At 37.6% G+C, this 26,268-nt stretch carries 19 protein-coding genes; 9 read left to right on the forward strand and 10 right to left on the reverse strand.

Going from position 1 to position 26,268, the window contains the following annotated elements; all coding sequences use genetic code 11:
* Positions 1-4: 4 nt before the first annotated feature.
* From BMX11_RS04225 to BMX11_RS04240, 4 genes are all read right to left on the reverse strand, one after another.
* Positions 5-439 (reverse strand): MarR family winged helix-turn-helix transcriptional regulator, encoded by a 435-nt coding sequence (locus BMX11_RS04225; RefSeq protein WP_090881778.1) that lies wholly within the window; start codon positions 437-439, stop codon positions 5-7.
* A 136-nt stretch (positions 440-575) separates the two neighbouring features.
* Entirely contained in the window at positions 576-1,895 is a 1,320-nt protein-coding gene (locus BMX11_RS04230) for an OmpA family protein (protein WP_090881780.1), read from the reverse strand.
* A 241-nt stretch (positions 1,896-2,136) separates the two neighbouring features.
* The gene (ggt, locus tag BMX11_RS04235) at positions 2,137-3,858 is read right to left on the reverse strand and encodes a gamma-glutamyltransferase (RefSeq protein ID WP_090881782.1); all 1,722 of its coding nucleotides are present in this window, start codon (positions 3,856-3,858) and stop codon (positions 2,137-2,139) included.
* Entirely contained in the window at positions 3,830-5,605 is a 1,776-nt protein-coding gene (locus BMX11_RS04240) for an AMP-dependent synthetase/ligase (RefSeq protein WP_090881784.1), read from the reverse strand. The genes ggt and BMX11_RS04240 overlap by 29 nt, the downstream gene beginning before the upstream one ends.
* Before the next feature lie 267 nt (positions 5,606-5,872).
* Between BMX11_RS04240 and BMX11_RS04245 the strand changes: the two genes are divergently transcribed.
* Entirely contained in the window at positions 5,873-6,337 is a 465-nt protein-coding gene (locus BMX11_RS04245) for a hypothetical protein (protein ID WP_090881786.1), read from the forward strand.
* 198 nt (positions 6,338-6,535) lie between these two features.
* Here BMX11_RS04245 and BMX11_RS04250 read toward each other — a convergent pair whose 3' ends face one another.
* Positions 6,536-8,365: a M61 family metallopeptidase gene (locus tag BMX11_RS04250; protein ID WP_090881789.1), complete on the reverse strand. Its 1,830-nt coding sequence runs from the start codon at positions 8,363-8,365 to the stop codon at positions 6,536-6,538.
* A 473-nt stretch (positions 8,366-8,838) separates the two neighbouring features.
* Here BMX11_RS04250 and BMX11_RS04255 point away from each other — a divergent pair, with 473 nt between their 5' ends.
* The 6 genes from BMX11_RS04255 to htpG all read left to right on the forward strand — a co-directional run bounded on the left by BMX11_RS04255 (position 8,839) and on the right by htpG (position 17,796).
* The gene (locus BMX11_RS04255) at positions 8,839-9,930 is read left to right on the forward strand and encodes an efflux RND transporter periplasmic adaptor subunit (protein WP_090881791.1); all 1,092 of its coding nucleotides are present in this window, start codon (positions 8,839-8,841) and stop codon (positions 9,928-9,930) included.
* Positions 9,931-9,932: 2 nt separating this feature from the next.
* The gene (locus tag BMX11_RS04260) at positions 9,933-13,043 is read left to right on the forward strand and encodes an efflux RND transporter permease subunit (RefSeq protein ID WP_090881793.1); all 3,111 of its coding nucleotides are present in this window, start codon (positions 9,933-9,935) and stop codon (positions 13,041-13,043) included.
* A gap of 2 nt (positions 13,044-13,045) precedes the next feature.
* On the forward strand, positions 13,046-14,356 hold the full coding sequence (locus BMX11_RS04265) for a TolC family protein (protein ID WP_090881795.1): 1,311 nt from the start codon (positions 13,046-13,048) through the stop codon (positions 14,354-14,356).
* 17 nt (positions 14,357-14,373) lie between these two features.
* Positions 14,374-15,237, forward strand: coding sequence for an N-acetylglucosamine kinase (locus tag BMX11_RS04270; protein ID WP_245738575.1), 864 nt, complete (start codon positions 14,374-14,376; stop codon positions 15,235-15,237).
* A 101-nt stretch (positions 15,238-15,338) separates the two neighbouring features.
* Positions 15,339-15,731 (forward strand): response regulator, encoded by a 393-nt coding sequence (locus tag BMX11_RS04275; RefSeq protein WP_090881799.1) that lies wholly within the window; start codon positions 15,339-15,341, stop codon positions 15,729-15,731.
* 178 nt (positions 15,732-15,909) lie between these two features.
* The gene (gene htpG, locus BMX11_RS04280; protein ID WP_217643803.1) at positions 15,910-17,796 is read left to right on the forward strand and encodes a molecular chaperone HtpG; all 1,887 of its coding nucleotides are present in this window, start codon (positions 15,910-15,912) and stop codon (positions 17,794-17,796) included.
* A gap of 187 nt (positions 17,797-17,983) precedes the next feature.
* Here htpG and BMX11_RS04285 read toward each other — a convergent pair whose 3' ends face one another.
* Positions 17,984-18,469 carry a type I restriction enzyme HsdR N-terminal domain-containing protein gene (locus tag BMX11_RS04285; RefSeq protein WP_090881801.1) on the reverse strand — a complete coding sequence of 162 codons (486 nt, stop codon included), beginning with the start codon at positions 18,467-18,469 and terminating at the stop codon, positions 17,984-17,986.
* 28 nt (positions 18,470-18,497) lie between these two features.
* Complete coding sequence (locus BMX11_RS04290) at positions 18,498-18,869, reverse strand: hypothetical protein (RefSeq protein WP_090881803.1); 372 nt, start codon at positions 18,867-18,869, stop codon at positions 18,498-18,500.
* A gap of 349 nt (positions 18,870-19,218) precedes the next feature.
* On the opposite strand from BMX11_RS04290, the gene BMX11_RS04295 reads away from it, so the two are divergent.
* Positions 19,219-19,962, forward strand: a complete 744-nt coding sequence (locus BMX11_RS04295; RefSeq protein ID WP_090881805.1) for a LytR/AlgR family response regulator transcription factor — start codon at positions 19,219-19,221, stop codon at positions 19,960-19,962.
* A 1-nt stretch (position 19,963) separates the two neighbouring features.
* On the opposite strand, the gene BMX11_RS24220 is transcribed toward BMX11_RS04295, so the two are convergent.
* Complete coding sequence (locus BMX11_RS24220) at positions 19,964-20,104, reverse strand: hypothetical protein (protein WP_175474463.1); 141 nt, start codon at positions 20,102-20,104, stop codon at positions 19,964-19,966.
* Positions 20,105-20,251: 147 nt separating this feature from the next.
* Here BMX11_RS24220 and BMX11_RS04300 point away from each other — a divergent pair, with 147 nt between their 5' ends.
* The gene (locus BMX11_RS04300; RefSeq protein WP_175474464.1) at positions 20,252-21,367 is read left to right on the forward strand and encodes a sensor histidine kinase; all 1,116 of its coding nucleotides are present in this window, start codon (positions 20,252-20,254) and stop codon (positions 21,365-21,367) included.
* Here BMX11_RS04300 and BMX11_RS04305 read toward each other — a convergent pair.
* Together BMX11_RS04305 and BMX11_RS04310 are read right to left on the reverse strand one after the other, a co-directional pair.
* A complete protein-coding gene (locus tag BMX11_RS04305; RefSeq protein ID WP_090881809.1) occupies positions 21,364-24,162 on the reverse strand; it encodes a lantibiotic dehydratase in 2,799 nt (932 codons plus the stop codon). The two genes, BMX11_RS04300 and BMX11_RS04305, sit on opposite strands and share 4 nt — an antisense overlap.
* 103 nt (positions 24,163-24,265) lie before the next feature.
* A complete protein-coding gene (locus tag BMX11_RS04310; protein WP_090881811.1) occupies positions 24,266-26,266 on the reverse strand; it encodes an OmpA family protein in 2,001 nt (666 codons plus the stop codon).
* Between the last annotated feature and the right edge of the window lie 2 nt (positions 26,267-26,268).

The raw sequence follows: 26,268 nt of genomic DNA on the forward strand, positions 1-26,268 counted from the left end.
AGTATTAATCAACAGTATATGCTACAGTTATATCATTTAGTTTTATCAGCAGATTGATGAATATTTCCTTTTCTTTTTTAGAAAAGTGCTCATCCAGATATTCGTTAAATTTGCGAACAACCCCTTTGGCCAATTGTCTTTTCTCTATACCAAAATCAGTTAAAAAAACTTTAACCGAACGCTTATCGCCAGCAGCAGTTTCTCTATAAATTAACTCCATTTCCTCCATATTGTTTAACATTCTTGATAAACTGGTTGCCTTAACGCCCAGCAATCCTGCCAGGTTAGAAACAGCTGTCCCATCCTCTTCATCAATATTAATCAGCATATAACCGATGGCCTGAGTAATCCCAAAACTCGCGGCCATTTGGTTATACTTGTTAAACATATTTTGCCAAGCGAACTTAACGTGGTAGTCTATGGTTTGTTGTTGTTTCATTAACGAATTTATTATGCTTGCATAACAAAGCTAATGAATGTATTTTGTTAATGCAAGTACAATCTGAAGATTTTTTGTCATAAAAAAAGCGCCCTTGAACTTAATCAAGGACGCTTCTTATGATTTAAAAAACTGACTAGTAAAGCGTAAACTCTACACGACGGTTTTGTTGACGACCAGCTGCTGTTTTATTGGTAGCAATTGGCTGACCCATACCGTAACCTGTAGCTTCGATACGAGATGCATTAGCACCCTGAGAAACCAAGTAAGCTTTTACTGATTCAGCTCTATCTTTAGATAAACGTAAGTTTAATGCTTTAGAACCTGTATTATCAGTGTGTCCTGCTAATTTCAAGCTAAAGTTTTTCTCGATTAATAAAGCCGCAACACGGTTTAAAGTAGCATAAGATTTTTGACGGATAGTTGCTTTACCCAAATCAAATTCTAAGTTTTTAATGGCATCTGCAACAACTTTACGATCTGCTTCAGTTACCACTACTTTTTCAACAACTTTTTCAGGTGTTTTTAGAGGACAACCAGCACCATCTACAACTGTTCCAGCTGGAGTTCCAGGGCATTTATCTAATTTATCTGCAACACCATCGCCATCAGTATCTTTCAATAGATCAGCCATTTCTGTACGCAATTTAGCGTTCTCAGATTTTTGCGCATCTAAATCAGATTTTAAGGCATCAGCAGTTTGTTTAGCTTTTACAGCCTCATCGTAAGTTACTGCTACCGGATTGTGGAAAGCCAATTGTTTTCCTGTTCCTAATGCAAATTCTAAACCAGCGTATGCATAGTTATATTTATCATTAGATCCTCTGTAGTAACCATCTAAGTTATCGCCATCCACAAAGTTAATGGTCCAACCTAAATCAAAGTTAATACCATCAGAGATTTTGAATTTTGCGCCAACACCAACCGGGATAATTAATTCGCTGATTGTTTTATCACCAGCGTAATCAAATGTACCTGCGGCTGTAGTAATGGTTGGTTTGTAACCTGCTAAACCAGCACCCACAGATGTATATAATTGTAAAGCATTTTCTTTCTTGAATAAATCAATATTGAACATGTTTACAACAGCACTTAAGCTAGCAGAATAAGATAAATCTGTATCAAAAGCTCTAACAGGTGAGCTGTTTACTAAACCGCTTTCATAAGGCTCTGTATTATCTCCCTTTAATTTACCTCTAACTCCATCTAAACGTAATGAGAAATAATTGGTGAATTGTTTTTTAACGTACAAGCCATAACCTAATGACGACTTGTTGTTACTGAAATCATTTTTACCACCTAAGGGAGAAAGCGGAGTTAAAACACCTGCGTTTACTCCGATAGACCAAGTTCTGAATTTGGCAGTGTTAGTTGGAGTTTCCTGAGCATTTGCAGTTGATCCGATGAATAATCCGGCTACCGCAACCGGCAATACTTTGAATAATGTTAATTTCATAATGTCTTTTTTTTAAAGCGTTTGTTGCATTATCTTCAAGAGCCGTACCAAAGAGCACAACTAATTGAAGAAACTTATCAACTTACTAACAAACAACAGCTTAGTTATCTAAAAAAGCACTATTCTAAGTACTAAAAACAAGACATGCACCAATTTTCAGCTTAACACCGAACTCTTAAGTAGAAATCTTTCCCCAGGGTATCCTAAAAATTGATCATCAACCTCAGCATACCTGACACTATTAATATCCTATGGCTTTATCATCACCCCTAGGATCAGCGCCCCCCTGATAGTAACCCCATTTAGTTTTAAGAATGGCATCTACTCTTCCTATTGCCCCCCTTGGTGCAATTTGATAGCCTTTAGCCTTCAATTTTTCTGTAGTTAAACTATCTAATGCATCCTTCTCCACATAAACTTCATCTGGTAGCCATTGGTGATGAAATTTCTTTGCTGCGACCGCCTGTTGCATGGTCATATCAAAATCGATTACATTAATAATGGTTTGAAAAACTGAAGTGATGATAGTAGATCCTCCGGGTGTACCTACAACCATAAAGAGCTTTCCATCCTTTTCTACAATGGTAGGTGTCATGGAGCTTAACATTCTTTTGTTTGGGGCAATTGCATTGGCTTCCCCGCCAACCAAACCATACATATTCGGTGCTCCTGGTTTCACCGAGAAATCGTCCATTTCATTATTCAATAAAAAGCCGGCTCCTTTTACAGCCACTAAAGAACCGTACGATCCATTTAGCGTGGTGGTGATAGAAACTGCATTCCCTTCCCTGTCGACAATAGAAAAATGAGTCGTTTCTTCGTGTTCAGATCCATTTACACTTCCGGCAAGCACCTCACTACTAGGTGTAGCTGCCGCCCAGCTAAAGTTTTGCATTCTTTTCTTATTGTATGCAGGATCGATTAATGTGGCTTGAGGAACAGTATAAAAATCGGGATCGCCCAGATGCGTTGCCCGATCTGCATAAACCCTTCTCTCGGCCTCTACGATTACCTGGACAGTGGAATCGGCATTATGCCCCAATTTCTTCAACGAATAGGGCTCTACAGATTGTAACAATTGCATAAGTGCAATACCACCACTAGATGTAGGCGGCATGGTAATAATCTTGTACCCCCTATAAGTACCAGTGATGGGTTTTCTCCAGGCGGAATGATATGTCTTAAGGTCTTCTTTGGTAATCAACCCTTTACCCCGCTTCATTTCTGCTATAATAGAATCCGCTACCGCACCTTCATAGAAGCCTGCGCGACCTTTTTCCTGCACCAGCGATAAGGTATTTGCCAGTTCTTTCTGAACAAGCAGATCTCCCTCCTGCCAGGTTTTTTCGAGATTAACAAAGGCGGTTCCATCAGGGTTAAAATCCATAAACTTACGATGTAAGCTATTGAGTTCAGTTGCCTGGCGTTTGGTAATCTTAAACCCATTTTGAGCTAAATCTATTGCCGGTTGCAACACCTTCTCCCAAGTGAGTTTTCCATATTTTTGATGGGCCTCAACCATTCCGTCAACAGATCCCGGAACACCGGCTGCTAAATGTCCGTACAGGCTTTTATCTACGATTGGATTACCCGCACTATCCAAATACATATCGCGACTGGCCGCAGCGGCAGCTTTCTCTCTAAAATCTAAGGTATTAATTTCGCCGGAGGCGCCTCGATAGACCATAAATCCGCCGCCACCGATGTTGCCCGCATTGGGATAAACCACCGCTAAGGCAAACTGTACAGCTACGGCTGCATCTACAGCATTACCACCCTTTTTTAAGATTTCGACACCCACCTGCGAAGCTTCGGGATGTGCAGAAACTACCATTCCGTTTTTATATTCATCACTATTATTTTTACCGAGCTGCCCCGTAACGCAACCTGATAGGCTAATAGCAATCAGCGCATAAGCTATATTTTTCTTCCAATTAATGAGGTGCTTTATAGTCTTCTGCATCCTTATATATTTTTTCAATGGTATCGTTATTTTTTTCGGTAATGATCTTTCTTTTTAAACTCAGCTTCGGCGTTAGCTCACCGCCATCTATACTCCACTCATTAGGTAATAAAGCAAACCTTTTTACTCGTTCCCATTTTCCAAATCCAGTATTTGCCGCCTCAATCACCTCATTATATTTAGCCAAAACCTGTTCATTTTTTATGATTTCTTCATTGCTGGTGAAACTGATTCCTTTACGACTTGCCCAGGTTTTCAATGTTTCGAAGTTAGGTACAATAAGGGCCGAAGGAAATTTCCTGTTTTCACCGAGTACAATAATCTGCTCAATAAAAATCGATTCTTTGTATTTATTCTCCAGCATTTGTGGCGCAACGTACTTACCCCCTGCTGTTTTGAACATTTCTTTTTTGCGGTCGGTTATTCTCAAAAATTTTCCATTCACTAACTCACCAATGTCACCGGTATGAAACCAACCGTCCTGATCAATAGCCTCAGCTGTTAAATCCGGGCGATTGTAATACCCCTTCATCATATGGTGCCCACGGGTTAATACCTCTCCATCTGCCGCGATTTTAACTTCTACACCCTGGATCACCTCTCCAACAGAACCAAATAAGGTGGCTCCAAAGTGGTTTACTGTAATTACAGGCGAAGTTTCTGTTAATCCATAGCCTTCAAAAACAGGCATTCCCGCTGCCCAAAAAATGCGCGCCAAACGTGGGTTTAAAGCCGCTCCTCCAGATACAATCACAACAATCTCCCCTCCCAGTGCCTCCTGCCATTTATTAAACACCAGTTTTCTGGCTATCCCTAACTGAATGTTATACCACCAACCTGCATCGGTTGTATATTTTTCTGCAAGGGCCAAGGACCAAAAGAAAATGCCTTTCTTCACTCCTGTCAGTGCTTTCCCCTTCTCCATGATTTTGTCGTAAACTTTCTCCAGCAATCTAGGAACAGTTGAAAAAGCATTAGGCTTCACATGCTGAATATCGGCTACAATCGTTTCCATGCTTTCGGCATAATAAACAGCAGTATGGTTAAACAGGTAGAGATAGATAATCATCCGCTCAAAAATATGCGAAAGCGGCAGGAAACTTAGTCCCTTGTTTACCCCCTCAGGCATTACAACAGCAGAATTTACAAAGTTAGCTACTAAATTATTATGGGTTAACATTACCCCTTTTGGCGTTCCTGTTGTACCTGAGGTATATATTAAGGTTAGAATATCTTCTGGGGTAATTTGATTGCGATAGGTATCTAGATCAATATCAGTTGCTGCCCTTCCCTCTTCTAATAATGTTTTCCAATGCGGCACATTTGAAATTTCATTGAAGCTATATATCTTAATAGTGGGGTTAACCACTTCAGCGCAGGGTTTTATTTTCTGATATAAAGCTTCATCAGCTACAAACACAATGGCAATATCTGCATCTTTAAGAATAAACTGAATGTCGTGTTCGGCTAATGTGGGATACAAGGGAATCTGATAGGCACCAATCTGATTTGCAGCAAAATCGGCGATGTTCCACTCAGGTCTGTTATGAGACATTACTGCAACTCGCCCACCTTTACTAATTCCTTGTTTAATTAATCCCTTACTTAAATCATCAACGGCTTCACAAAAGGCTTCTGTACTATAATTTATCCATTTACCATTAATTTTTCCATTGATAAATTCTTGCTTCGGATTTTGTAGGCTATGTCTTAAAAGATCAAAAACCCTTGTAATTGCTGCAGCCATATCTTAAATATATTTGGTTAAGTTAAAAAATCAAACATAAAGTGTAAACACTTATATGCTTTATTCTGCTTTATAAATCGATAAATTTTGCCAGATTGATAAATACCAGAATTACTTTTGGTATAAAATACTGGAATAAACTTAACAATAACATTATTACTATGCAAGCATTGTTTTTTTCTATTCAAATTTTTACTTAAAAAATATAAACGGCATTAAAGTTGTTAGGCAGTCTACAATACTTTAAAACATTTATAAAAATCGATTATGAAAAAGTTATTTACAATTTTAGGATGCATTGCCCTTTTTGCTTTAAGCACTACTGCTGTTAAAGCCCAGAATTACAAAACAGGTTTAGGTTTAGGTATTGATTTTGGAGACGGTGCAACATTAGTTGGTCCATCTATCAGACATCATTTCAGCCAAAAAGCGGCCATTCAGGGAGAGGTGTTATTTGGTGCAAACTCTACCTTTATTCAAGGTTTTTTACAGTATAACTCTGCAATCCCAGGCGCAAGAGGTTTAGATTGGTATTTAGGTGGTGGTCCGTCTATTCAACTTTATGATGGTGGCTCTAGCTTCTATTTAGTACCGATGGTAGGTTTAGATTATAAATTTAGCGGCGCTCCTTTAGCGGTAGCTTTAGATTGGAGACCTAGAATTTATCTTGGCGACAATGACAGCGATTTTAACGCCGGTAGATTTGGTATAGGATTCAGATATACATTTTAATTCTTAGTACTAAGTATTGAGTATCGAGTAGCAAGTATCTAGTATCAAGTATTGAGTATTGAGTACCGAGTATTAAGTACTTAGCCTAGTGTGTTGCTCAGGCGGCGCTCCATACCAATAAAAAATCCCGTAAGTTGTTTACGGGATTTTTTATATCCAAAATTTTGGTCTATTGAGTTCAAACTATCTATTTCAACCTTATTTCCCTGTCCATTTACTAAACACGGCTTTCTGTGCTGGAGTTGCTTTTTCGTTAAGCGTAGCTTTCAATCTCACACTTGGATTTTCTTTTAAGGTTAGCGAAAACTCTCTTTCAATACCATCTCTCCTTACCTTGATCTTCAACACATCGCCAATATTCTTTTTGGCTACGAGAGGCAGAATATCTAAAGAGAATGAAGGACTTTTCAGTCTGATTGTAGCAAAAGCTTCATCAAGACCTGCTCCATCTAAAGAAATAATTTCATCATTTACATTTAAACCATCTACCCAGGCGGCAGAGTTTCTGGCGATGGAACTTACGGTTAAACCAGCTGCTGAGAGCTGAACCGATGCTCCGGTAACAGGTTTTCCAGGTGTTGCATTTTCTGTTGTTACATTTACACCTGCATATGCGAAATATTTTGCATACTCTACCTCATCCACTCCGTTCACGTATTTATCCCAGAAGTTAGTGAAACTCATGCCCGAGATTTTCTCTACCATTGCTTTAAACTCTGCATCGGTATAACCTCGTTTTAAAGTTTTGCATTGTAAGTACATGGCCTTCATCACATCATCCAGGCTCTTCGCCCCTTTTGTAGCATTAATGATTTCCAGATCCATTAATATACCAATTACTTCTCCTTTGTTATAATAAGAAATGGCATTGTTTTTAGAGTTTTCATTAGGGCGATAGCCGATAATCCAGGCATCATAGCTTGAAGAAGCTGCCGATTGATATTTTGATCCAGGGGTATTCAATACTGTTCCTACGCCAGCAGCCAAATCGGTTAAAAACTCATTGGCATCCGTGAACCCTGCCCTGTGCAGGTATTTATTTTCGTAGTACGAAGTAAAACCTTCAGCAACCCAAAGGTTAGTGGTGTAGTTTTCATTGTCATAATCAAACGGACCTAATGCAATAGGGCGTAAACGTTTCACATTCCATAAGTGGTGATATTCATGTGCAACCAAGCCTAGAAAACCTTTATACCCCTCTGTGGTATTATAAGCATTTCTGGTTGCGCCTAATGTTGTGGAGTTTAAGTGCTCTAAACCACCGCCTCCTTTGGTAAAGTTATGTACAATAAATACATAGTGCTTATTAGGGTTTTCTCCATAAACAGCAGTTTCAGCCTCTACAATTTTGGCCATATCTACTTTAAGTTTCTCCTTATCGTAGTTGCCTCCACCATACATAGCCACTTCATGACGAACACCTGCGGCATTAAATTCGAAAACATCCTGGTTGCCTACTTCTATAGGACTATCATATAAGATATCAAAATCAGCAGCCTTGTAAGTAAAGGATTGGCCTGCTACTGGCTCTAAACCGGTAGATACTTTAGTCCAGGTTTTGTAAGGGATGATCTTTACGGTACTTGGAGAACTAATCATGCCATCAGGATGCATAAAGATCCCTGTTGGAGATAAGAATGCGTGAGAATCGTCGATAAATGCTGTCCGCACCGAAACTTCAAAGGCATAAACACGGTAATTGATTTTGATATCGCCTGCTTTATTAGAAAAGATACGCCAGGCGTTCTTTCTCACTTTTTCGACCTTTAACTTCTTTCCTCCGGCACTTGCCTGAAACTCTTCCACACTTTTCTCAAATTCGCGTATCAAATAAGAACCTGGTGTCCAAACAGGCATTTTAACGTCTACATAATCTTTAGTCAATCCCGAGATGTTCATTTGAACTTCTGCGTAATGTGCTTGTGGCTCTTTAAAAGAAACCTCGAAACCTATTTTTACCTGCGCCATCGCTGTCATAATACACGTTAGTAATAAAACTAAACTTAAAACTGATTTTTTATTAAACATATAGAGGGTATTTTACCACAAAATTAATTTTATTGGCGGGGTTTTAGAATTTATTAGCCAAATGTGTGTAAAATTTATATATCAGGGGGGGGGAATGAGTGAATTTTGAAGGAGTGAATGAGGGAATAACCCAACGAACCAATCATTCAGTCATTCTCTCATTCTATCATTCAATCATTCCCTCATCCAATCAATCCTTCCCTCTCTCTCGAAAATTTTACCAATCCGGCTACACAAATGATGCTTACACCTGATAATCAAACACCTAACAAAAGAATCACACGTTATTATACTCATTACTGATCACTACCTCCACCTATTGTAGCTTAAAACCACATCATATTAACCTAAACAGGCTGTAACATCCTTAATACAACAATTTTAGGACGTAAGAATTGAATATTTTTACAATCTGTTTTTCTTCCTGCTGCCTCTCAAGTAGCATTGAAAAACACATTATCTAACACTCACAAATGAAAAAAAGATATATCTTTTATGTAGTTATAGCTTTAGGCTTGGCTTATCTGGTTTATTATCGCATTAACGCTAACAAAAAACTTGAAGGGAAGGGTGCGTCAGGCGCTCCATCCGGTAAAGGGGGGAAAGATGGAAAAGGTGCCCCGCCACTCGTTGTGGATGGCATGGTGGTGAAACCTGTTTCTTTTGATAACGACCTCGAAATTACCGGAGCCATTGAGGCCAATGAATCGGTAGTATTGAAAAGTGAAGTGGCCGGATTGGTTACGGGTATCTATTTCAAAGAAGGCACTTCCGTGAGCAAGGGAAGCGTATTGGTAAAAGTAAATGACCGCGATATACAGGCGCAACTTCAGGAAGCCCTGACCAAGCAAAAACTTTCTGCCACTAATGAAAATAGGGCGAAACAACTTTTAGCTAAAGGAGCTATTAGCCAGGAAGAATATGATACTGCCCTTGCCGATTTAAAATCTTTACAGGCTCAGGCACAATTAATCAGAGCCCAATTGGCTAAAACCACCATAAGAGCACCATTTTCGGGCCGTGTGGGCTTGCGTGGCATTTCGGAAGGAACATACCTTACCCCTTCTACTGTAATTGCCAATTTAGTGAGCACAAATCCGGTAAAAATTTCCTTCTCGGTTCCGGAGAAATATGCCAGTCAAATTAAGCAAGGTGCCAATATCATCTTTACTACCGATGGATCTGCTAAAGAGAACCAAGGCAAAATATATGCTATTGAACCAGGCATTGATGCGGCGACACGAACTTTACAAATCAGAGCCCTGGCACCAAACGCAGATAACGCACTATTGCCGGGATCATTTGCCAAAATAAAACTGGCTTTAAACACACTTTCTGATGCCATCCTCATTCCTAACGAAGCCGTTATTCCTGTATTAAAGGGAAAAATTGTGTACATTCAGAAAGATGGAAAAGCACAGGAGGTTAAGGTGGAAGCCGGGACCAGAACAGATGAAAATATTGTGATTACTTCTGGGTTAAAAGCAGGTGATACTGTGCTAACTACAGGTTCAATGGCATTGAAACAAGGTGCTCCGGTTAAAGTTCATTTGGTTAAAGAATAATTATGAGTATCTCCACAACCAGTATAAAAAGGCCTGTTCTGGCCGTAGTAATGAACTTGCTGATTGTCCTATTTGGATTAATCGGTTATAATTTCCTTGGCGTTCGCGAATATCCTTCTATTGATCCAACAGTAGTTTCGGTAAGGACTTCTTATCCTGGAGCAAATTCTGATATTATTGAATCGCAGATTACAGAGCCTTTAGAGAAATCGATCAACTCTATTGATGGAATTAGAAATATTTCCTCTTCCAGTAATCAGGGTTCAAGCAATATCACCATTGAGTTTAACCTCGATAAAAACATTGAAGAGGCGGCTAATGATGTTCGCGATAAAGTTTCGCAAGCAGCAAGAAATCTCCCTAAAGATATTGATGGTTTACCCATTGTAAGCAAGGCTGATGCGAATTCTGACGCGATTCTTTCGATGACTATACAGAGTGATAAGAGAAATACGCTGGAGTTAAGTGATTTTGCCGAAAATGTAATTGCAGATCGTATCCAAACGATTCCAGGAGTAAGTAGTGTTCAAATTCAGGGTCAACGGAAATATGCCATGCGCATTTGGATGGACCCCATTAAACTGAGCGCTTATGGCTTAACCTCACAAGATATTGTAACCGCACTGGATAATGAAAACGTTGAGCTTCCTTCGGGAAAAATTACCGGCGCTACAACCGAATTAACCGTTAAAACATTAGGTAAACTCACCAATGAAAGCCAGTTTAACAATTTAATCCTGAAAGCCGACAGCAATCAGGTTGTTAAGTTAAAAGATGTTGGTTATGCTGTATTGGGGCCTGAGAATGAAGAAACCATTTTAAGGGAATCTGGTCGCCCGATGGTTGCCGTGGCCATCATTCCACAACCGGGAGCAAATTACCTGGAAATTAGCAAGGCATTTTATGAGCGTTTTGATAAACTGAAAGCAGATATGCCAAAAGATATCAAACTTAAAGTAGCCCTTGATACCACTCTATTTATCAAGCGATCAGTTACCGAGGTTGCCGAAACCATTGGACTATCGCTGGTACTGGTAATTTTAATTATTTATTTGTTTTTTAGAGATTGGGCTATCGCCTTCCGTCCGCTTATTGATATTCCGGTATCCTTAATCTTTACCTTTTTTATCATGTATGCCTTTGGCTTCTCCATTAACGTGCTCAGTTTACTAGCCATCGTTTTGGCTACGGGTTTGGTTGTGGATGATGGTATTGTTGTAACGGAGAATATTTTTAAAAAGGTAGAGGAGGGTATGTCGCCTTTTGAGGCTGCAATTAAAGGATCGAATGAGATTTTCTTTGCGGTAATTTCCATTTCCGTTACACTGGCAGCGGTATTCTTGCCCGTAATTTTCTTGCAGGGTTTTGTTGGCCGATTATTCAGGGAATTTGGGGTTGTAATTGGTGCAGCGGTGTTAATTTCAGCATTTGTATCGTTAACCTTAACTCCGATGTTGAATGCTTATTTGATGAAAAAAGGTGGACATAAGCCCTCCAGGTTTTACAATTGGACAGAGCCTTATTTTGTTAAACTCAATGATGGATATGCATCAAACCTGAATAAATTCTTAGATCGGCGCTGGTTATCCATTCCTATTATTTTAGTGTGTATGGGCCTGATTTTCCTTTTCTGGAAACTACTACCCAAAGAAACTGCCCCATATGATGATAGAAGTGCCATCAACATTAATGTAACTACACCGGAAGGAGCTTCTTTTGATTATACCGATAAGTTTATCATGAAGCTAAATCAGTTGGTATTGGATTCTGTTCCTGAAAAAAATGTAAATATTACCATCACTTCCCCTAGTTTTGGTGGCTCGGGAGCGGTAAACTCTGGTTTTGTTCGTATGGGCTTAACGGATCCGGAAGAACGCGAGCGCAGCCAGAAGGAAATTGCAGATATGCTTACCAAGGTAACCAAAAAGTACACCGAAGGTAAGGTTATCGTGAACCAGCAACCTACCATATCTGTAGGCCGAAGGGGCGGATTACCAATCAGCTATATTATTCAGGCTCAAAATTTTGAAAAACTGAGAGAGAAAGTTCCATTATTTATGGATGCCGTAGCTAAAGACCCTACTTTCACTGTTTCGGACATTAACCTAAAGTTCAACAAGCCTGAAATTAACTTAACTATCGACAGAGATAAGGCCAAAAACTTAGGCGTTTCCATTTCTGCCATTGCGCAAACCTTAAATTTAGGGCTTAGCGGACAACGTTTTTCTTATTTCTTTATGAATGGAAAGCAATATCAGGTAATTGGGCAATTTGATAAAGGCGACAGGAAAGATCCGTTGGATTTAAGTTCGGTTTACGTTAGAAACGATAAAGGAGAATTAATCCAGCTGGATAATGTGGTTACGGCCAAAGAAGAAAGTAGTCCGCCACAGCTTTACAGGAACAATCGTTTTATTTCAGCAACCGTATCGGCCGGACTAGCGCCAGGAAAGAGTATTGGTGAAGGCATTGATGCGATGGATGCCATTGCCAAAAAGGTACTTGACGAAACCTTTTCGACTGACCTGAGTGGTGAATCTCGTGATTTTAAAGAAAGTTCATCAAATACTTTTTTTGCATTTGGATTAGCCTTGCTTTTGGTTTATCTGATCCTTTCGGCGCAATTCGAAAGCTTTAAAGATCCAATTATAATTATCTTAACAGTACCAATGGCCGTTGCAGGGGCATTTTTATCCCTTTGGTTGTGTGGACAAAGCTGGAATATCTTTAGCCAGATTGGAACCATTATGTTAATTGGGTTAGTAACCAAGAATGGAATTTTAATTGTTGAGTTCGCCAATCAGCTAAAAGAAAAGGGCATTCCGATTCCGGAAGCCATTAGAGAAGCGGCAGTTTCTCGTTTAAGGCCAATTTTAATGACCAGTTTAGCGATAGCTATTGGAGCGTTACCTATTGCCATGGCCCTGGGTGCCGCAGCAAAGAGCCGTATGAGTATGGGAACGGTAATTGTTGGGGGGACACTCTTTTCATTAGTCCTAACCTTATTTGTAATCCCCGCCATTTACTCCTATTGGGCAAAACCTTACAAACCAAATGAGCAATTGAAGGATGCAGCTCGTTTTGAACATGAAGCCATGGAAAAATCAGAATAAAGATGGGCAGGAAAATAAAAATATTTGCGCTATTGTGTTTATCGTCTATTTCGGCTTTGGCACAGCAACAACTCAGTTTGCAGGAAGCGATAAGCATTGCCCTGCAAAACAATTACGATATTAAGATCAGTAAAAATGTGGTCAGTATTGCCAAGAACAATGCTAATATTGGCAATGCTGGTATGTTACCTAACTTAAGCGGAAACTATACTAACGGAGGAAGTATTCAAAACACCCGGCAAACCCCTGCTACCGGACCTGATCGGGTAATAACTGGCGCAAAGAGCACTAACCAAAGTTATGGAGCAGATTTAAACTGGACCATTTTTGACGGTTTTACGATGTTTGCCAATTACGACAGGCTAAAGGAACTTCAAAAACAAGGAGAAGTAAACGCTCGCCTATCCATCCTAACCACTGTTGCCGACGTAATTACTGCCTATTATGATATTGTGAGACAACAGCAACTGGTGGTTGCCGCAGATAGCGCTATGGATGTTTCAGTGCTCAGAACGAACATTGCCAAAACCAAACTGCAATTGGGCCGGGGCTCCAAACTAGACGTTTTAACTGCCCAGGTTGATTACAATACCGATACTTCCAGTTACCTGCAAACTAAAAATGCTTTACAGGTAGCGAAAGTTCGTTTAAATCAGCTATTGGTAAGGGATATCAGCACTAATTTTAGCGTAGAAAATAGCATTCAGCTGGAAACAGGTCTTTTGTACAGCCAGCTGGCTGAGGTAGCAGATAAGCAAAATCCGAATGTTCAAAATGCATTTATCAATCAAAGGATAGCAGCCTTGAACTTAAAAGCAATTAGAGGTGCCAGGTATCCTGTAATTAGCCTGAATTCGGGCTATAGCCGTGCAAATAGTACCAGTCCTACCGGATTTAACCAAAAATTTGCCGCAAATGGTTTTACCTATGGGGTTACGGCAAGTATTAACCTTTTTAATGGTTTCCTGCAAAGACAACAGGAAAGAAATGCCAAAATAGAAATAGACAATTCGGCCCTGAGTTTAGAAAAAGCGAAGTTGGACATTAATGCTCAGCTCTTATCAGCCTATCAGAATTATGTTACTTACCTGGATTTGGTGAAGCTCGAACAACGTAACGTAGATATTGCAAAAGAAAATCTAGATATCACTTTAGCAAAATACAGACTGGGAAGTATTGCCCCTCTGGAATTAAGGGAGGCTCAGCGCAATGCTATAGACGTACAAAATCGATTTATTGAGATGCAATATCAAGCTAAGCTTGCAGAAACTACCTTAAAAGAAATAAGCGGGAGCATCAACTTATCTAATTAATTTTTATATTTAAGCCCATGATACTTGTTGCAGATAGTGGCTCATCAAAAACTGATTGGATGGGTTATCATAATGGGGAGACCATTAAATTCAATACACCGGGAATAAACCCCTATTTCTTAAGTGAGCAAGACATTTCTAAGCTCATTTCTAAAAATGAAACTGTAGTAAAATATGCTAAAGAAGTTAAAGAAATTTATTTCTTTGGTGCTGGCTGCTCCTCTCCAGATAAGCATGAGGTAGTTTCCAATGGCCTATCGGCAGTATTCAGTAATGCATTTATTTCGGTAGATCATGATCTTTTAGGATCTGTATATGCTACTTGCGGTGATGCAGAAGGTTTAAACTGCATTTTAGGTACAGGATCAAACATCTGTTATTTTGACGGAAAGAAGATCCATGACGGTTATCATGGACTTGGTTATGTTTTAGGAGACGAGGGTTCGGGTACCTTTTTTGGTAAAAAAGTACTTCTTAGTTATTTATATAAAAAAATGCCAGCCGACTTAGCTGCTGAATTTAAGAAAAATTTCCCTGCGGAAAAGGAAACTATTATTACCAATGTTTACCAAAAACCCTTTCCCAATATATATTTAGCGGGATTTAGCCGTTTCATGGCCAGCCACAGCGAACATCCATTTATTCAGGATATGCTGAAAAACGGCTTTCAGGAATTTGTAGATACTAACGTTAAAGACTATCCAAAACATAAAAACATACCTTGCCACTTTGTAGGTTCAATAGCTTATTACTATCAGGATGCACTAAAAGAAATTTTAGAGAAGAATGGTATAACCGCAGGAAAAATATTACAAAAGCCCATCGAAGATCTTTTCAATTACATTTTACAAAAAGAAGGCGTTCGGCAGGCGGCAGTATAATAATATCATTTTACCGCTCTGTTAAAAAATTTTTAAGATTTTAAACATAACAGTGTTTTATATTGTTATAATTACATCAGCAAAAAATTGCTCCTAAACATATGAAGAGAATACTGGTAGTTGACGATGATATTGAGGTTTTAGAAACCATTCAATTGATACTCGAAATCGGAGGGTTTAAGGTGTCTGCCCTGAATGATGGAGAAGAGGTTTTTAATAGGATCGAAAGTTTTAAGCCAGATTTAATTTTACTCGATATTTCTTTGGGCCATATAGATGGCCGAGTATTGTGTGAGCAGCTAAAAGCCATTGAAAGTACCCGTAAAATACCTATTTTACTTATTTCAGGACTTTATGACCAGAAAGATTTTACTACTCTCAACTATGGCCAGGATGATTTTTTATCAAAGCCTTTCCAAATGGATGTTTTGCTGAAGAAAATCACTAAAATACTTTCTCTGGAAGAAGATAAACCAAGTTTCTTGGTTAATTGATAAAAAAAACCGAAAGATTAAATCTTTCGGTTTTTTTGTTTCAGGTCCTGTGTGTTAGGAGTTGCAGGCCAATCCATCTCAGCTCTCACATCCCCACCTCACCCTGTCATTTTGGCAATTATATCCATTTGGAACAGCACTTGTTATGCAAGAGTTAGATTAAACAATTAATTTAAATATGAGCATACAAGAAAAAGGAAATATTTCGATTCACACTGAGAATATCTTCCCAATAATTAAGAAATTTTTATACTCTGATAATGAGATTTTTCTTCGCGAGTTAGTTTCAAATGCAGTTGATGCCGTTCAAAAAATTAAAAGACTTGGTTCGCTGGGTCAGTTTAATGGCGAAGTTGGCGCTCCATTGGTACAGGTTGCGGTAGATAAAGACAAGAAAACCATCACCATTAGCGATAATGGATTGGGAATGACTGCGGAAGAGATCAAGAAATATATTAATCAGGTAGCTTTCTCTGGTGCAAGCGAGTTTGTAGAGAAGTTTAAAGATGCAAAAGATGCCAATGAAATTATCGGTAAATTTGGATTAGGCTTCTACTCGGCTTTTATGGTTGCTGATTTAGTTGAGATTGAAACTTTATCTTTCCAGGAAGGTGCTGAGCCTGCGCGTTGGGTATGTGATGGAAGTACTGAATTTGAAATTACAGAAGGGCACAGAACTACACGTGGTACCGATATCATCCTTCATGTGAACAAAGATTCTGAAGAATTCTTAGAAAACCATAAGTTACAGGAGATTTTAGATAAATACGCTAAATTTTTACCTGTTCCAATTAAATTTGGAACTAAAACAGAATCTGAGGAGGACGGAGAAGATGCAGAAGGTAAAAAGCAATATAAAGATGTTGAAGTAGACAACATTATCAATACCACAAATCCAATCTGGACTAAAGCACCTGCAGATTTGTCAGATGAAGATTATTTAAATTTCTATCGCGAATTATATCCTTTTAGCGAGGAGCCATTATTCTGGATTCATCTTAATGTAGATTATCCTTTCAATTTAACAGGGGTTTTATATTTCCCTAAATTGAAAAATGATTTTGAGATGCAACGTAATAAGATTAAGCTTTTCTCTCGTCAAGTGTTTATTACCGATGAGGTGAAAGACATTGTTCCTGAGTTCTTAATGTTACTTCACGGTGTTATTGATTCTCCTGACATTCCATTAAACGTTTCGCGTAGCTTCTTACAAGCCGACAGTAACGTTAAAAAGATCAATAACTACATCACTAAGAAGGTTGCTGATAAGTTAGCTGAATTATTTGCGAAAGACCGTAAGGCATACGAGGACAAATGGAAAGACATTGGTTTGTTTGTTAAGTACGGAATGATTAGTGAAGAAAAATTCTATGACAAGGCCAAGGATTTTGCTTTGGTAGGAAATACCAAGAATGAATTATTCACGCTTCCTGAATATAAAGAAAAGGTTTCAGCGCTTCAAACAGATAAAAACGGAACGGTTGTTTATTTATACACCAATGACGCAGCTAAACAAGATGCCTTTATTCAATCGGCAAATAAGAAGGATTACGACGTATTGGTTCTTGATTCTCCAATTGATAATCACTTCATCAATCAGTTAGAACAAAAATTAGAAAAAACTTCCATTAAGCGGGTAGATTCTAGTGTTGCCGATAAATTGATAGAAAAAGATGAGCAATTAGAACATGTTTTAACTGAGGATCAGGTTAAAGAAGTAACAGAGATTTTCCAAAAAGCAATTACCAAACCTGGAATGCAGGTAGAAATTGTTGCGTTACATCCGGAGGAGCTTCCAGTTACCATAACCATGGACGAGTTTATGCGTAGGATGAAGGATATGGCTGCCATGGGTGGTGGCATGGGCTTTTACGGTCAGATGCCCGACAGTTATAAAGTAGCCATAAACGGTAACCACAAGTTGATTGGTAAAATATTAAAAACTGAAGGTGAAGAGCAAAGCAATCTAGCAAAACAGGCTATTGATTTGGCTTTACTTGCTCAGGGCATGCTTACCGGATCGGAATTAACTGCTTTTGTGAGCAGAAGTGTTGAACTGATCTAGAAGACCAGAATATTGAATCTTAAAGCCTTGTGTTACAAAAAACACGGGGCTTTTTGTTGAAAAGGAGTGGATTATTCAATGCGTGAATCAGGGAAAGGGTAGACACCAAAAAATAAAAGTCCCGATTAAAAATCGAGACTTAATACTGTAGAATTATACGGGAACTTTATAGATTAACTACTATCTTTTAGCCTACTGCTTTTTGATCAACATTAAAGAAATCTTTGTGTTCTTCGATCATTTTAGCAATAGTTGCTGCTTTTGTATCTGTTAAGGTAAATTCAAATGCTGGTTCTTGTTTCTTTTTAGATCTAACCATTTTATCGGTATAGAAACGATAAACCAATCCATTGGTTAATAAACCATATTTTGCTTTAGTTTTGCGGAAATACTTTGCCAATCTAGAATCATCCAGATCAAGATTTTCCTCGTGGTGCTTGCATTCCACTAAAATAGTTGGTTCGCCATCTTTCATGATGGTATAATCAACTTTCTTGCTTTTTTTAACGCCAAAATCCAATACCGCTTCTGATTGAACTTCAGAAGGATCAAAACCTAAAATTTGTATAAAAGGCATAACTAATGCGTTTCTGGTTAGATCTTCCGATTGTACCTGAGGAAGCATTTTTTTGATTCTTGTGGCAAATTGCCCGATTTCGTCTTTAAGCTCCATATTTTTTGTGTCTTTTATAGTAGGGGAATTAGTTCTTCAATTGGTACTGGCTAAAAACCTTGTTTGCTTTTTCAATAATCTGATCTAAGCTTTGTTTGTCAAAAAAATTACGATTTAGTAGCTCTATCATTTGAGATAAAGTTTTAACATCTTTGCTTTCCATTACGAATTGAAAACTTTTCAACCCGTCTTTAATAGCTTGCTGTACATAATTTCTAACGACAACAAAGGATGTTCTAAATTCGAAATCGCTTTCCATTCGCTCACCTAAACCATACAAGGACAATTTGTTATGTTCTTGTTGCATTTTCAAATACATATCTGCATTTATTCCCTGTTTCTGAAGTAGTTCTACATAGTAAACAGTATTTAACAAATACTCGTATGCCGTTGCTTTCATTTAGATGGATGTATCCTTTTCTTGTTTTGCTTCTTTTCTAAACCCAGTATTGTATGGCCTGTTTAATTTAATATCCACAGGCTACACAAGATTGGGCAGGCAGATGTTCTTAATTGACCGAAACATGCTCGCTCAATTAAATTGTAATTGTTTTTGGCAAACATTATAAAGTTTATAAAAAGAAATCAGAAGGATAATTTTTTTACATGAACTCCGGTAAATATTACACGAAACCCTGAGTTTTTTTAGACAAAATGGTTTAGAATATTTTTTCTTCGCAAGAAAATTACATTGTTTTTTTATTTAACTTGCAGTGTAAACATTCCCCAAACATCATATTTAAAAAAACATGAATCTAAAATGCGTTGTTATTGACGATGAACAACATGCGATTGAGGTACTAACAGATCATATTGCAGAAATGCCAGGTTTAACAGTTTTTAAAACTTTCACCAGTCCGGTGCAAGCATTAACTGAGATTAGTATAGAGGATGATATCGATATTCTTTTTATGGATATTGATATGCCTGGTATTAATGGACTGGAATTAGCTAAGAATATTCGCGAAAAAGCTAAATATCTTGTTTTTACCACTGCTCATCCAGATTATGCTTTGCAAGCATTTGATGTCCAATCTGACCAGTATTTACTTAAGCCAATCTCTTTTGCAAAATTTGCTTTAGGTGTTGACCGGATTTTGAAAAAGGAAGCTAACAGTACTAAAGCGGCTTCAAAGGAAGCGGAACAAACTGCAGCTCTTTATATCAAAGGCGACCATAAGTATGCTTTTTCCAATATTGCCATTGATGAAATACTTTACATCAAAGCGTTACAGAACTACATTCAGATCATTACCAAATCGGAGTCTCATACAACTTACCTTACCTTGAAGGAAATTGAGAAAGCTTTGGAAAGCCACCCGTTTATTAGAGTTAACAAATCTAATATTGTGGCTAAATCGGCGATCAAAAAAGTAGATGGAAATATTATCCGTTTAGTAAACAATGAAATGATTCAGATTGGTGAAGGCTACAAAGAAGCTTTCTTCACCTATGTACAAAGCAGCTTACTAAAGTCGAATAGGAATCAGTAAATTAAAGGATTCCAATAGTTGCGTTTGAAATGATGGTGTGACCCATGTCGCCAGTATTGGTAGAAAAGTTATTTTGATTTTTAACATTTTTATAAACGAAAACTGTTTTCTTTGCAAGTTTGATAGTGTTTTGTGCTTTCATGATATTATAAATTTAATTATTGTTGTTATTAATTTCTGTAAAGGTGCAGCACAAAATTCATTGCCACTATTTTTTTACACAAACCCCTAATTTTAGCGGGTAAAAACCCATTTTAAATAGATTAACAGCTAAAAAATGAACAGTTTAATGATCAAAACGTTTTACAAAAAATATAAATTTCATCTCGTTGTTTGGGGTATTTACATCCTTTATGAAGTATTTCTGCTTGGTCTTTTCACCAATTCATTTAAACAACCTGGAACCTATTTCATTATTTATTTAACTAATATTATTACATTCTATACGCACGCATTTTTCCTGAATAAGGTGTTAAGCAATAGTAACAGCACTTTCAAAATAATTAAGATCGCTGCACTTATTGTACTCGGGAGTTTAACTTACATTGCTTTGAGCTATGTCTTAGCTACCTCCTTTGCTAAAGTTGGAATCATTAAAGTTGAGGTACCAACTGAATTAAACAAAGCATTTATTCTGGCTTGTATTTACCGATCGTTATACTTCATTGGTTTCTCTACCGGTTATGTTTACATCATTCAATCGTTAAAAGAGAGAAGGAAAGTAGCTGTTTTGGAAAAACAGAATTTAGTTACGCAAATAGAAAAGCAGACCTTAGAAAATGATTTGGTTCAATCTCAAAATAACTATCTACGTAGTCAGATCAATCCTCATTTTCTGTTCAACACGCTTAATTTCATCTATAATGATGCCCGTAAAAAAGCACCAATGGCAGCGGATGCCATTATGAATCTGGCTGAAATGATGCGCTATGCACTCAAAAGACCAGAAGCATCTGAAATGGTTCCGCTTAGTGAGGAAATTGAGCAGATTGAACACCTTATCAACTTACATAAACTGCGTACGGCAGACAATATCAACCTCGACCTTCAGGTTACTGGTGATTTATTTGGCCTGCGTTTTCCGCCCCTTATCCTCTTAACATTGGTAGAAAACATTTTTAAGCATGGAAATGTTTCACATTCAACACAGCCAGTTCAAATAAAAATTATTTACGAGAAGAATAACCTGAATATCACGACTATAAACATGGTTAATGATGTTGCTAAAAAGCAAGTAGAAAGTCACCATGTGGGAATTGAAAACATCGATAAACGATTAAATAATTTTTATGGTGAAGAATATGTTTTTAGGTATTACAAAGATCCTCTTAACAGGTTTATTACTGAAATAGATGTAGCTGTTGTTAACCCTATGGCTAAGTTAAACAGACAGATGTTACCTTAGCCTATTGACATTTTTCTTTGCAAGCTTTTGAGCAAGAAATAATAGATAATCATTTCATGGCTACGTTGATTTTTGTTAAAAAGTCTGTTAACATGCATGTGTATTAAGTCACTAAACATTTTAGTTTTTCGGACTTCATCACATTTTCCTAACAAATTAATGAACGATTCTGTAAAGTCATTGTACTCCTCTGTTTGTAATAAAGCAGCAACATTACTATCAGTTTTGAAAAATAGCTGATATTCTGCATTCAACTTTTTAAAATCACTTGCAGAGAGCTCATGTTCCTGATTAAAGGAATCCGAGATCATCCTAACGACCTTAATAAACTCATAATTATCCAAAACTCCTGATTGATTGATTCTCATTGCCAGATCTATACAGATCTTATATTTGGAAAAATTATCTAGTTGATTTGCGATTACGGCTAACGTCCACTTACTATCTACAGTAAAATGGGATTCAGCGTCTTCAATTAAATTTGCACTATAACGTTCGAGTTCACGTGTGTAGGTTTTCACTTGAATATCTGAAACCAGGCCAGAATGGAGATAGCTCTCTAGCAGTTCTGTCAAATTAGAAATGAGCGTTTGTCCTTCTTGTATATCGTTTAATAAAACCCTTAACCTTAAATGATTTCCATTTTCATCATATCGAATAAAAAACCACTTATTAATATATTTCTCATTACTTACTAAGAAAGGCTCAATACATGCTATCAGTAATTGATCAGTACGTTGCTGATGACAAAATATTTCGAAATAAAGCCATTCACTTCCCGGAGGAAAAACACGTTTTACCTCAGGCTCAGCCTGCTTAACAAGCGAAGGCCGGTAAATATTCTGGTTATTATAAATACTTAAAATATACTGTGCCAAATAGGGCTTCAATTCTTCATCTTTTACTACAGCGTATTGTGGCAGGTTAACTTCATCAACATAAACACTATCCTGTTTCTGCATGTACTGAATAAGGGCTACAATATCAGATACTTCATTCAATGAAAAGCAGAGCGTTTGATCTGCAAGCCCTGTTTTAAAATGGGTAGAAATGCCTTTTTCAACTAACGCATTTCTACAATCATCGATAGGAATTGGTTTCTTATTAATCGGATCAAGAAAATCTTCTTTCTTTATTTTCCACTTTTTAGGGCTTATAACAATGTTTTGATATTGCAACCGGGGATAATAGTCTAAACCTGGGAATAAGCCATCCAGCGTGAGGGAAAGGTTATGATGTAGGCCATGATATTGAAGATCGCAAAGTAAGCGAAAAACAGAAAGATCGGAACGGGAATAGTTGTAAGCCGAAGCCATTCGTGGGATTAATCTTTTGTTTAATTTTTTAGACCTTAAAAATATTTCTGACCCAACAACAGAGATTTGTATATCATTTAAAGCTAAGGGGTTAGCTGAGGTATCGTAATTTAATATGGCGAGTTGGGCATCGTAAATCAGTTTACGTCTATTCACATTATCAACTCCAGTTTCAACCATATAGGCCACATCAAAAAACAAAACATCTGGATTTGCCGAATTTTCCATTTTAGCTATCTCGCTGGCATACCTTTCCACTTCATGATCTGCCATGCTAAATCTGCCTGTTAAAGCGTTTGCTGTTATGCCGCCGATTTGACCCGCATAAATCAAATCGTCTATAACCGACATGACTAAACTGGTAGAATTAGGGAGTGCTAAAGGATTGGGGTTGACTGGCAAATCCAATTTGTTTAGAAAAATGACCTCCTGACCGAAAAAATTATTAGCATTTATATTTTTTTTAAATGCGTCTTTTAAGCGATCCAATTCATTCTGTTTGTTTTGATCCCTATTATGAAGCTGTACAATAAAGTCATCGTTACCTTCTGCCTGCTCCAATTCATCATAACCTACCCCAACTTCAGGATCAAGTGCTGTTAACAAGGATATTTCTCGTTGCTCAAACTTCTTTCTAAATCGGGTTATAAATTTTTTTAAGGCATCGCGGTCATTATTGGGCAATGTGCCTTGCAATAATTTCAGCAAACCAGGTATTGCATTAAACAATTTTCCATCAAGATTACCCTGCTTAACATTTCTTTGGGCAATGATATATTTCGGAAGGTTTTCCGCATCAATTTTTAACCGCTCAAAATAATCTTCTCCAATAATATTTGGATCATAGTTGCTAAAGAGCAGTTGTAAATCATGCATATCTTGCAACAGATCAAAGAAGCCTTTTTGATCTTCATTAGCAATTCCCAGTTGATTAATTAATTCATTTATCCGGACAGGCTTAAGGCAGGCATCGAGAATACTTCTTACAAAGGCATCATCGTCCAACTCTGAAAGTTCAAAAGTTCCTTCATTACAAGTAATGTATCGGATGCTATCACTTACGAGGTAATAACTGCTATTGCTAAACAGAAAACAGTTTTTTTGGATAAGATCGCTAAACTGAAGATGAATATTGTTTTTAAATGGCCAATCAACGAGGCTGCGAATTTCTTCTTTTTTATTCAGGGTTATCGAATGGCTTCCAGGCCTTCCTTCGTTATTGAAAATACTAAAACTGGCAAAGGTGCCATAAGGTGTTGAGCGATATTTGGCCCTATTGAAATATTTCCAAATGGTAAAGGAAACCTTTGGTGGAAGTGAGTGCAATTGATCGGCAGTTACATCTTTAATAACTTGGTAGAAAGCATCTGAAGAAATGGCAATAGCTTCCTTTAGTTCATCCCAACAATCTTCCAAATTAGCCTGATAGGGAAATTTGGGGGTCCTTAAAATTACTGTTGGGTGTATGTTCAGTTTCATATTCGCATAAAGATGGAGCTACAAATATAATTTTAAAAGCTTCATAACAAAAAAGCCATCTCCTGTTTAGAAGATGGCTTATCGGGACGTTAGATTATTGAAATTATTTTTTGGTTACTTTAAATTCTGTCCTTCTGTTTTTGGCTCTGCCTTCGGGGTTATCTTTTTGTTTTTTACCCTTACCAATGGTATTAGGTGCAACAGGCATAGATTCACCATAGCCTTTAGAGGTTAAGCGGGTAATTGAAATCCCTTTACTTACTAAATAATCTACACAAGATTGAGCCCTTCTGTTAGATAAATCTAAGTTATACTCATCTGTTCCGATGTTATCGGTATGTGCACCAAGTTCTATTTCCATTTCTGGATTATCTTCCATAATTGGAATCAATGCATCTAAAACTTTCTTGGAAGGCTCAGTTAAATCAGCTTTATTAAATTCGTAATAAACATTATCCAACACAATTGGAATACCTAATTTAAACGGACTGATACAATAGTCTCTGTAAATTAAAGTATCAGCTTTAGCTAACTCTTCGTAAGCATAGTTTTTCGTGATTGAAAAGTAATTATCCTTTGCGAAAAGCAATTTAATTGGTCTTTTAGAGTCTACTTTGAAAGTATATTTACCATCAGTACCTGTTGTAATTTTTTGTTCTCCTTCTACATTTGAAAGGGTTACTTTAGCTCCTGGTAAAGGCAGTTTAGTTTTGCAATCGGTTAGAATACCTGCTATAGAAAGGAATTCTTTCTTTACTTCAAATACTTCTAAACAGCAAGATGACTCGCGGTCGCTGCTAATATATCCCTTAATTCCTTTATCGTCTACTGCTGTAAAGTAAACATCGTCTTTGGAAGAGTTAAAAGGATAACCTAAGTTTTTTGGTGTACTCCAATCTACCAAATCACCTTCCGCTTCGAAAAAGTCTAATCCACCTAAACCGATTCTGCCATCGGTACTGAATAAGAGTTTTTTGGTAGATACATTATAATAAGGCGCTCTTTCATCATCCTCGGTATTGATGGTTGGTCCGAAATTTACGGCCTGACCTAAAGAACCATCTTCTCTAATTGCACAGTACCATAAATCGTATTTACCATAACCACCAGTTCTATCCGAAGAGAAAAGTAGAAATTTTCCATCAGCGGTTACAAAAGGTTGTGAAGAATTAAAATCCTTGCTATTTACCTGCAAACCTGCTTCTACGGGCTGGCTCCATTTATCGCCGGTTTTTTTGGCGGTGTAAATCGCATAGTTTTCTTTTTCTCTCCAAGCCGTAAAGTAGATTGTATTTCCGTTAGGGCTGAAGGTACTTGCAGCCACCTCGATACCTTTTGGCAAGTTGATATCCAACGCTTTTACCGAAACTTCGGTAGCTGAAAGATCTCCTTTTGAGGTATAAATATTATTTAAGAACGGATTTGACTTAGTAGCCACTTGTACCTCTCCGGCATCAGTTTTAACTACATCACGTTTGCCTGCTATTGCAATTGGCCTGGAGGAAGTAAAATAGAAATCGTTGCCATATTTTACGGGAGCATAATTAGAACCCAATCCATTTACCTGAGCCGGTAATCTTTTGACTTGCACCATTCTTGGAAAACGCATTTCCTCAAGTGCAAATTTACATGAGGCGATTTCCTTCTTAGCATCCTTAACCAAAACATCATTCCCATTTTTCTTGATATATTGTTCGAAAGCATCAATGGCCTGGTTGAATTTTTTATTTGCCCTTAAACTTTCGGCATAATAAAACAGCGCTTTTCTGTACTTGGTATTGGTGAAAGTGGTGGCCACGGCATAATATTTCTCGGCTTCAGTAAACTCTCTGTACATCCTGCTTGATTCTGCCAGATTATACACCGCACCTTCATAATCCTCCATTATTTTTTCTTCACTGGCCGTTTTACGCTCCTTACCATATGGCAGTATCGCCTGGGTACTGTCGCCAGTAATTTTTAGCGCCTTTTTATAAAAAGTAGAAGCAGCATAATAATCCTTATTTTCGAAATAAGTATCGGCAACTTTCTTATAATTTACCACATATTGCGCCTGCGAAACACCCGCATAAGTCACCAACAAAAACAGTAATATTTTTTTCATAT

The organism is Pedobacter rhizosphaerae (assembly GCF_900111155.1).
Taxonomy (GTDB): Bacteria; Bacteroidota; Bacteroidia; order Sphingobacteriales; family Sphingobacteriaceae; genus Pedobacter; species Pedobacter rhizosphaerae.

Coding starts and splice junctions, on each gene's coding strand:
- BMX11_RS04290 (WP_090881803.1), bottom strand. CDS start 18,869: ATGAAAGCAACGGCATACGAGTATTTGTTAAATACTGTTTACTATGTA.
- BMX11_RS04270 (WP_245738575.1), top strand. CDS start 14,374: ATGATACTTGTTGCAGATAGTGGCTCATCAAAAACTGATTGGATGGGT.
- BMX11_RS04250 (WP_090881789.1), bottom strand. CDS start 8,365: ATGTTTAATAAAAAATCAGTTTTAAGTTTAGTTTTATTACTAACGTGT.
- BMX11_RS24220 (WP_175474463.1), bottom strand. CDS start 20,104: ATGAAAGCACAAAACACTATCAAACTTGCAAAGAAAACAGTTTTCGTT.
- BMX11_RS04295 (WP_090881805.1), top strand. CDS start 19,219: ATGAATCTAAAATGCGTTGTTATTGACGATGAACAACATGCGATTGAG.
- BMX11_RS04285 (WP_090881801.1), bottom strand. CDS start 18,469: ATGGAGCTTAAAGACGAAATCGGGCAATTTGCCACAAGAATCAAAAAA.
- BMX11_RS04245 (WP_090881786.1), top strand. CDS start 5,873: ATGAAAAAGTTATTTACAATTTTAGGATGCATTGCCCTTTTTGCTTTA.
- BMX11_RS04275 (WP_090881799.1), top strand. CDS start 15,339: ATGAAGAGAATACTGGTAGTTGACGATGATATTGAGGTTTTAGAAACC.
- BMX11_RS04265 (WP_090881795.1), top strand. CDS start 13,046: ATGGGCAGGAAAATAAAAATATTTGCGCTATTGTGTTTATCGTCTATT.
- BMX11_RS04225 (WP_090881778.1), bottom strand. CDS start 439: ATGAAACAACAACAAACCATAGACTACCACGTTAAGTTCGCTTGGCAA.
- BMX11_RS04260 (WP_090881793.1), top strand. CDS start 9,933: ATGAGTATCTCCACAACCAGTATAAAAAGGCCTGTTCTGGCCGTAGTA.
- htpG (WP_217643803.1), top strand. CDS start 15,910: ATGAGCATACAAGAAAAAGGAAATATTTCGATTCACACTGAGAATATC.
- BMX11_RS04255 (WP_090881791.1), top strand. CDS start 8,839: ATGAAAAAAAGATATATCTTTTATGTAGTTATAGCTTTAGGCTTGGCT.
- BMX11_RS04305 (WP_090881809.1), bottom strand. CDS start 24,162: ATGAAACTGAACATACACCCAACAGTAATTTTAAGGACCCCCAAATTT.
- ggt (WP_090881782.1), bottom strand. CDS start 3,858: ATGCAGAAGACTATAAAGCACCTCATTAATTGGAAGAAAAATATAGCT.
- BMX11_RS04300 (WP_175474464.1), top strand. CDS start 20,252: ATGATCAAAACGTTTTACAAAAAATATAAATTTCATCTCGTTGTTTGG.
- BMX11_RS04230 (WP_090881780.1), bottom strand. CDS start 1,895: ATGAAATTAACATTATTCAAAGTATTGCCGGTTGCGGTAGCCGGATTA.
- BMX11_RS04310 (WP_090881811.1), bottom strand. CDS start 26,266: ATGAAAAAAATATTACTGTTTTTGTTGGTGACTTATGCGGGTGTTTCG.
- BMX11_RS04240 (WP_090881784.1), bottom strand. CDS start 5,605: ATGGCTGCAGCAATTACAAGGGTTTTTGATCTTTTAAGACATAGCCTA.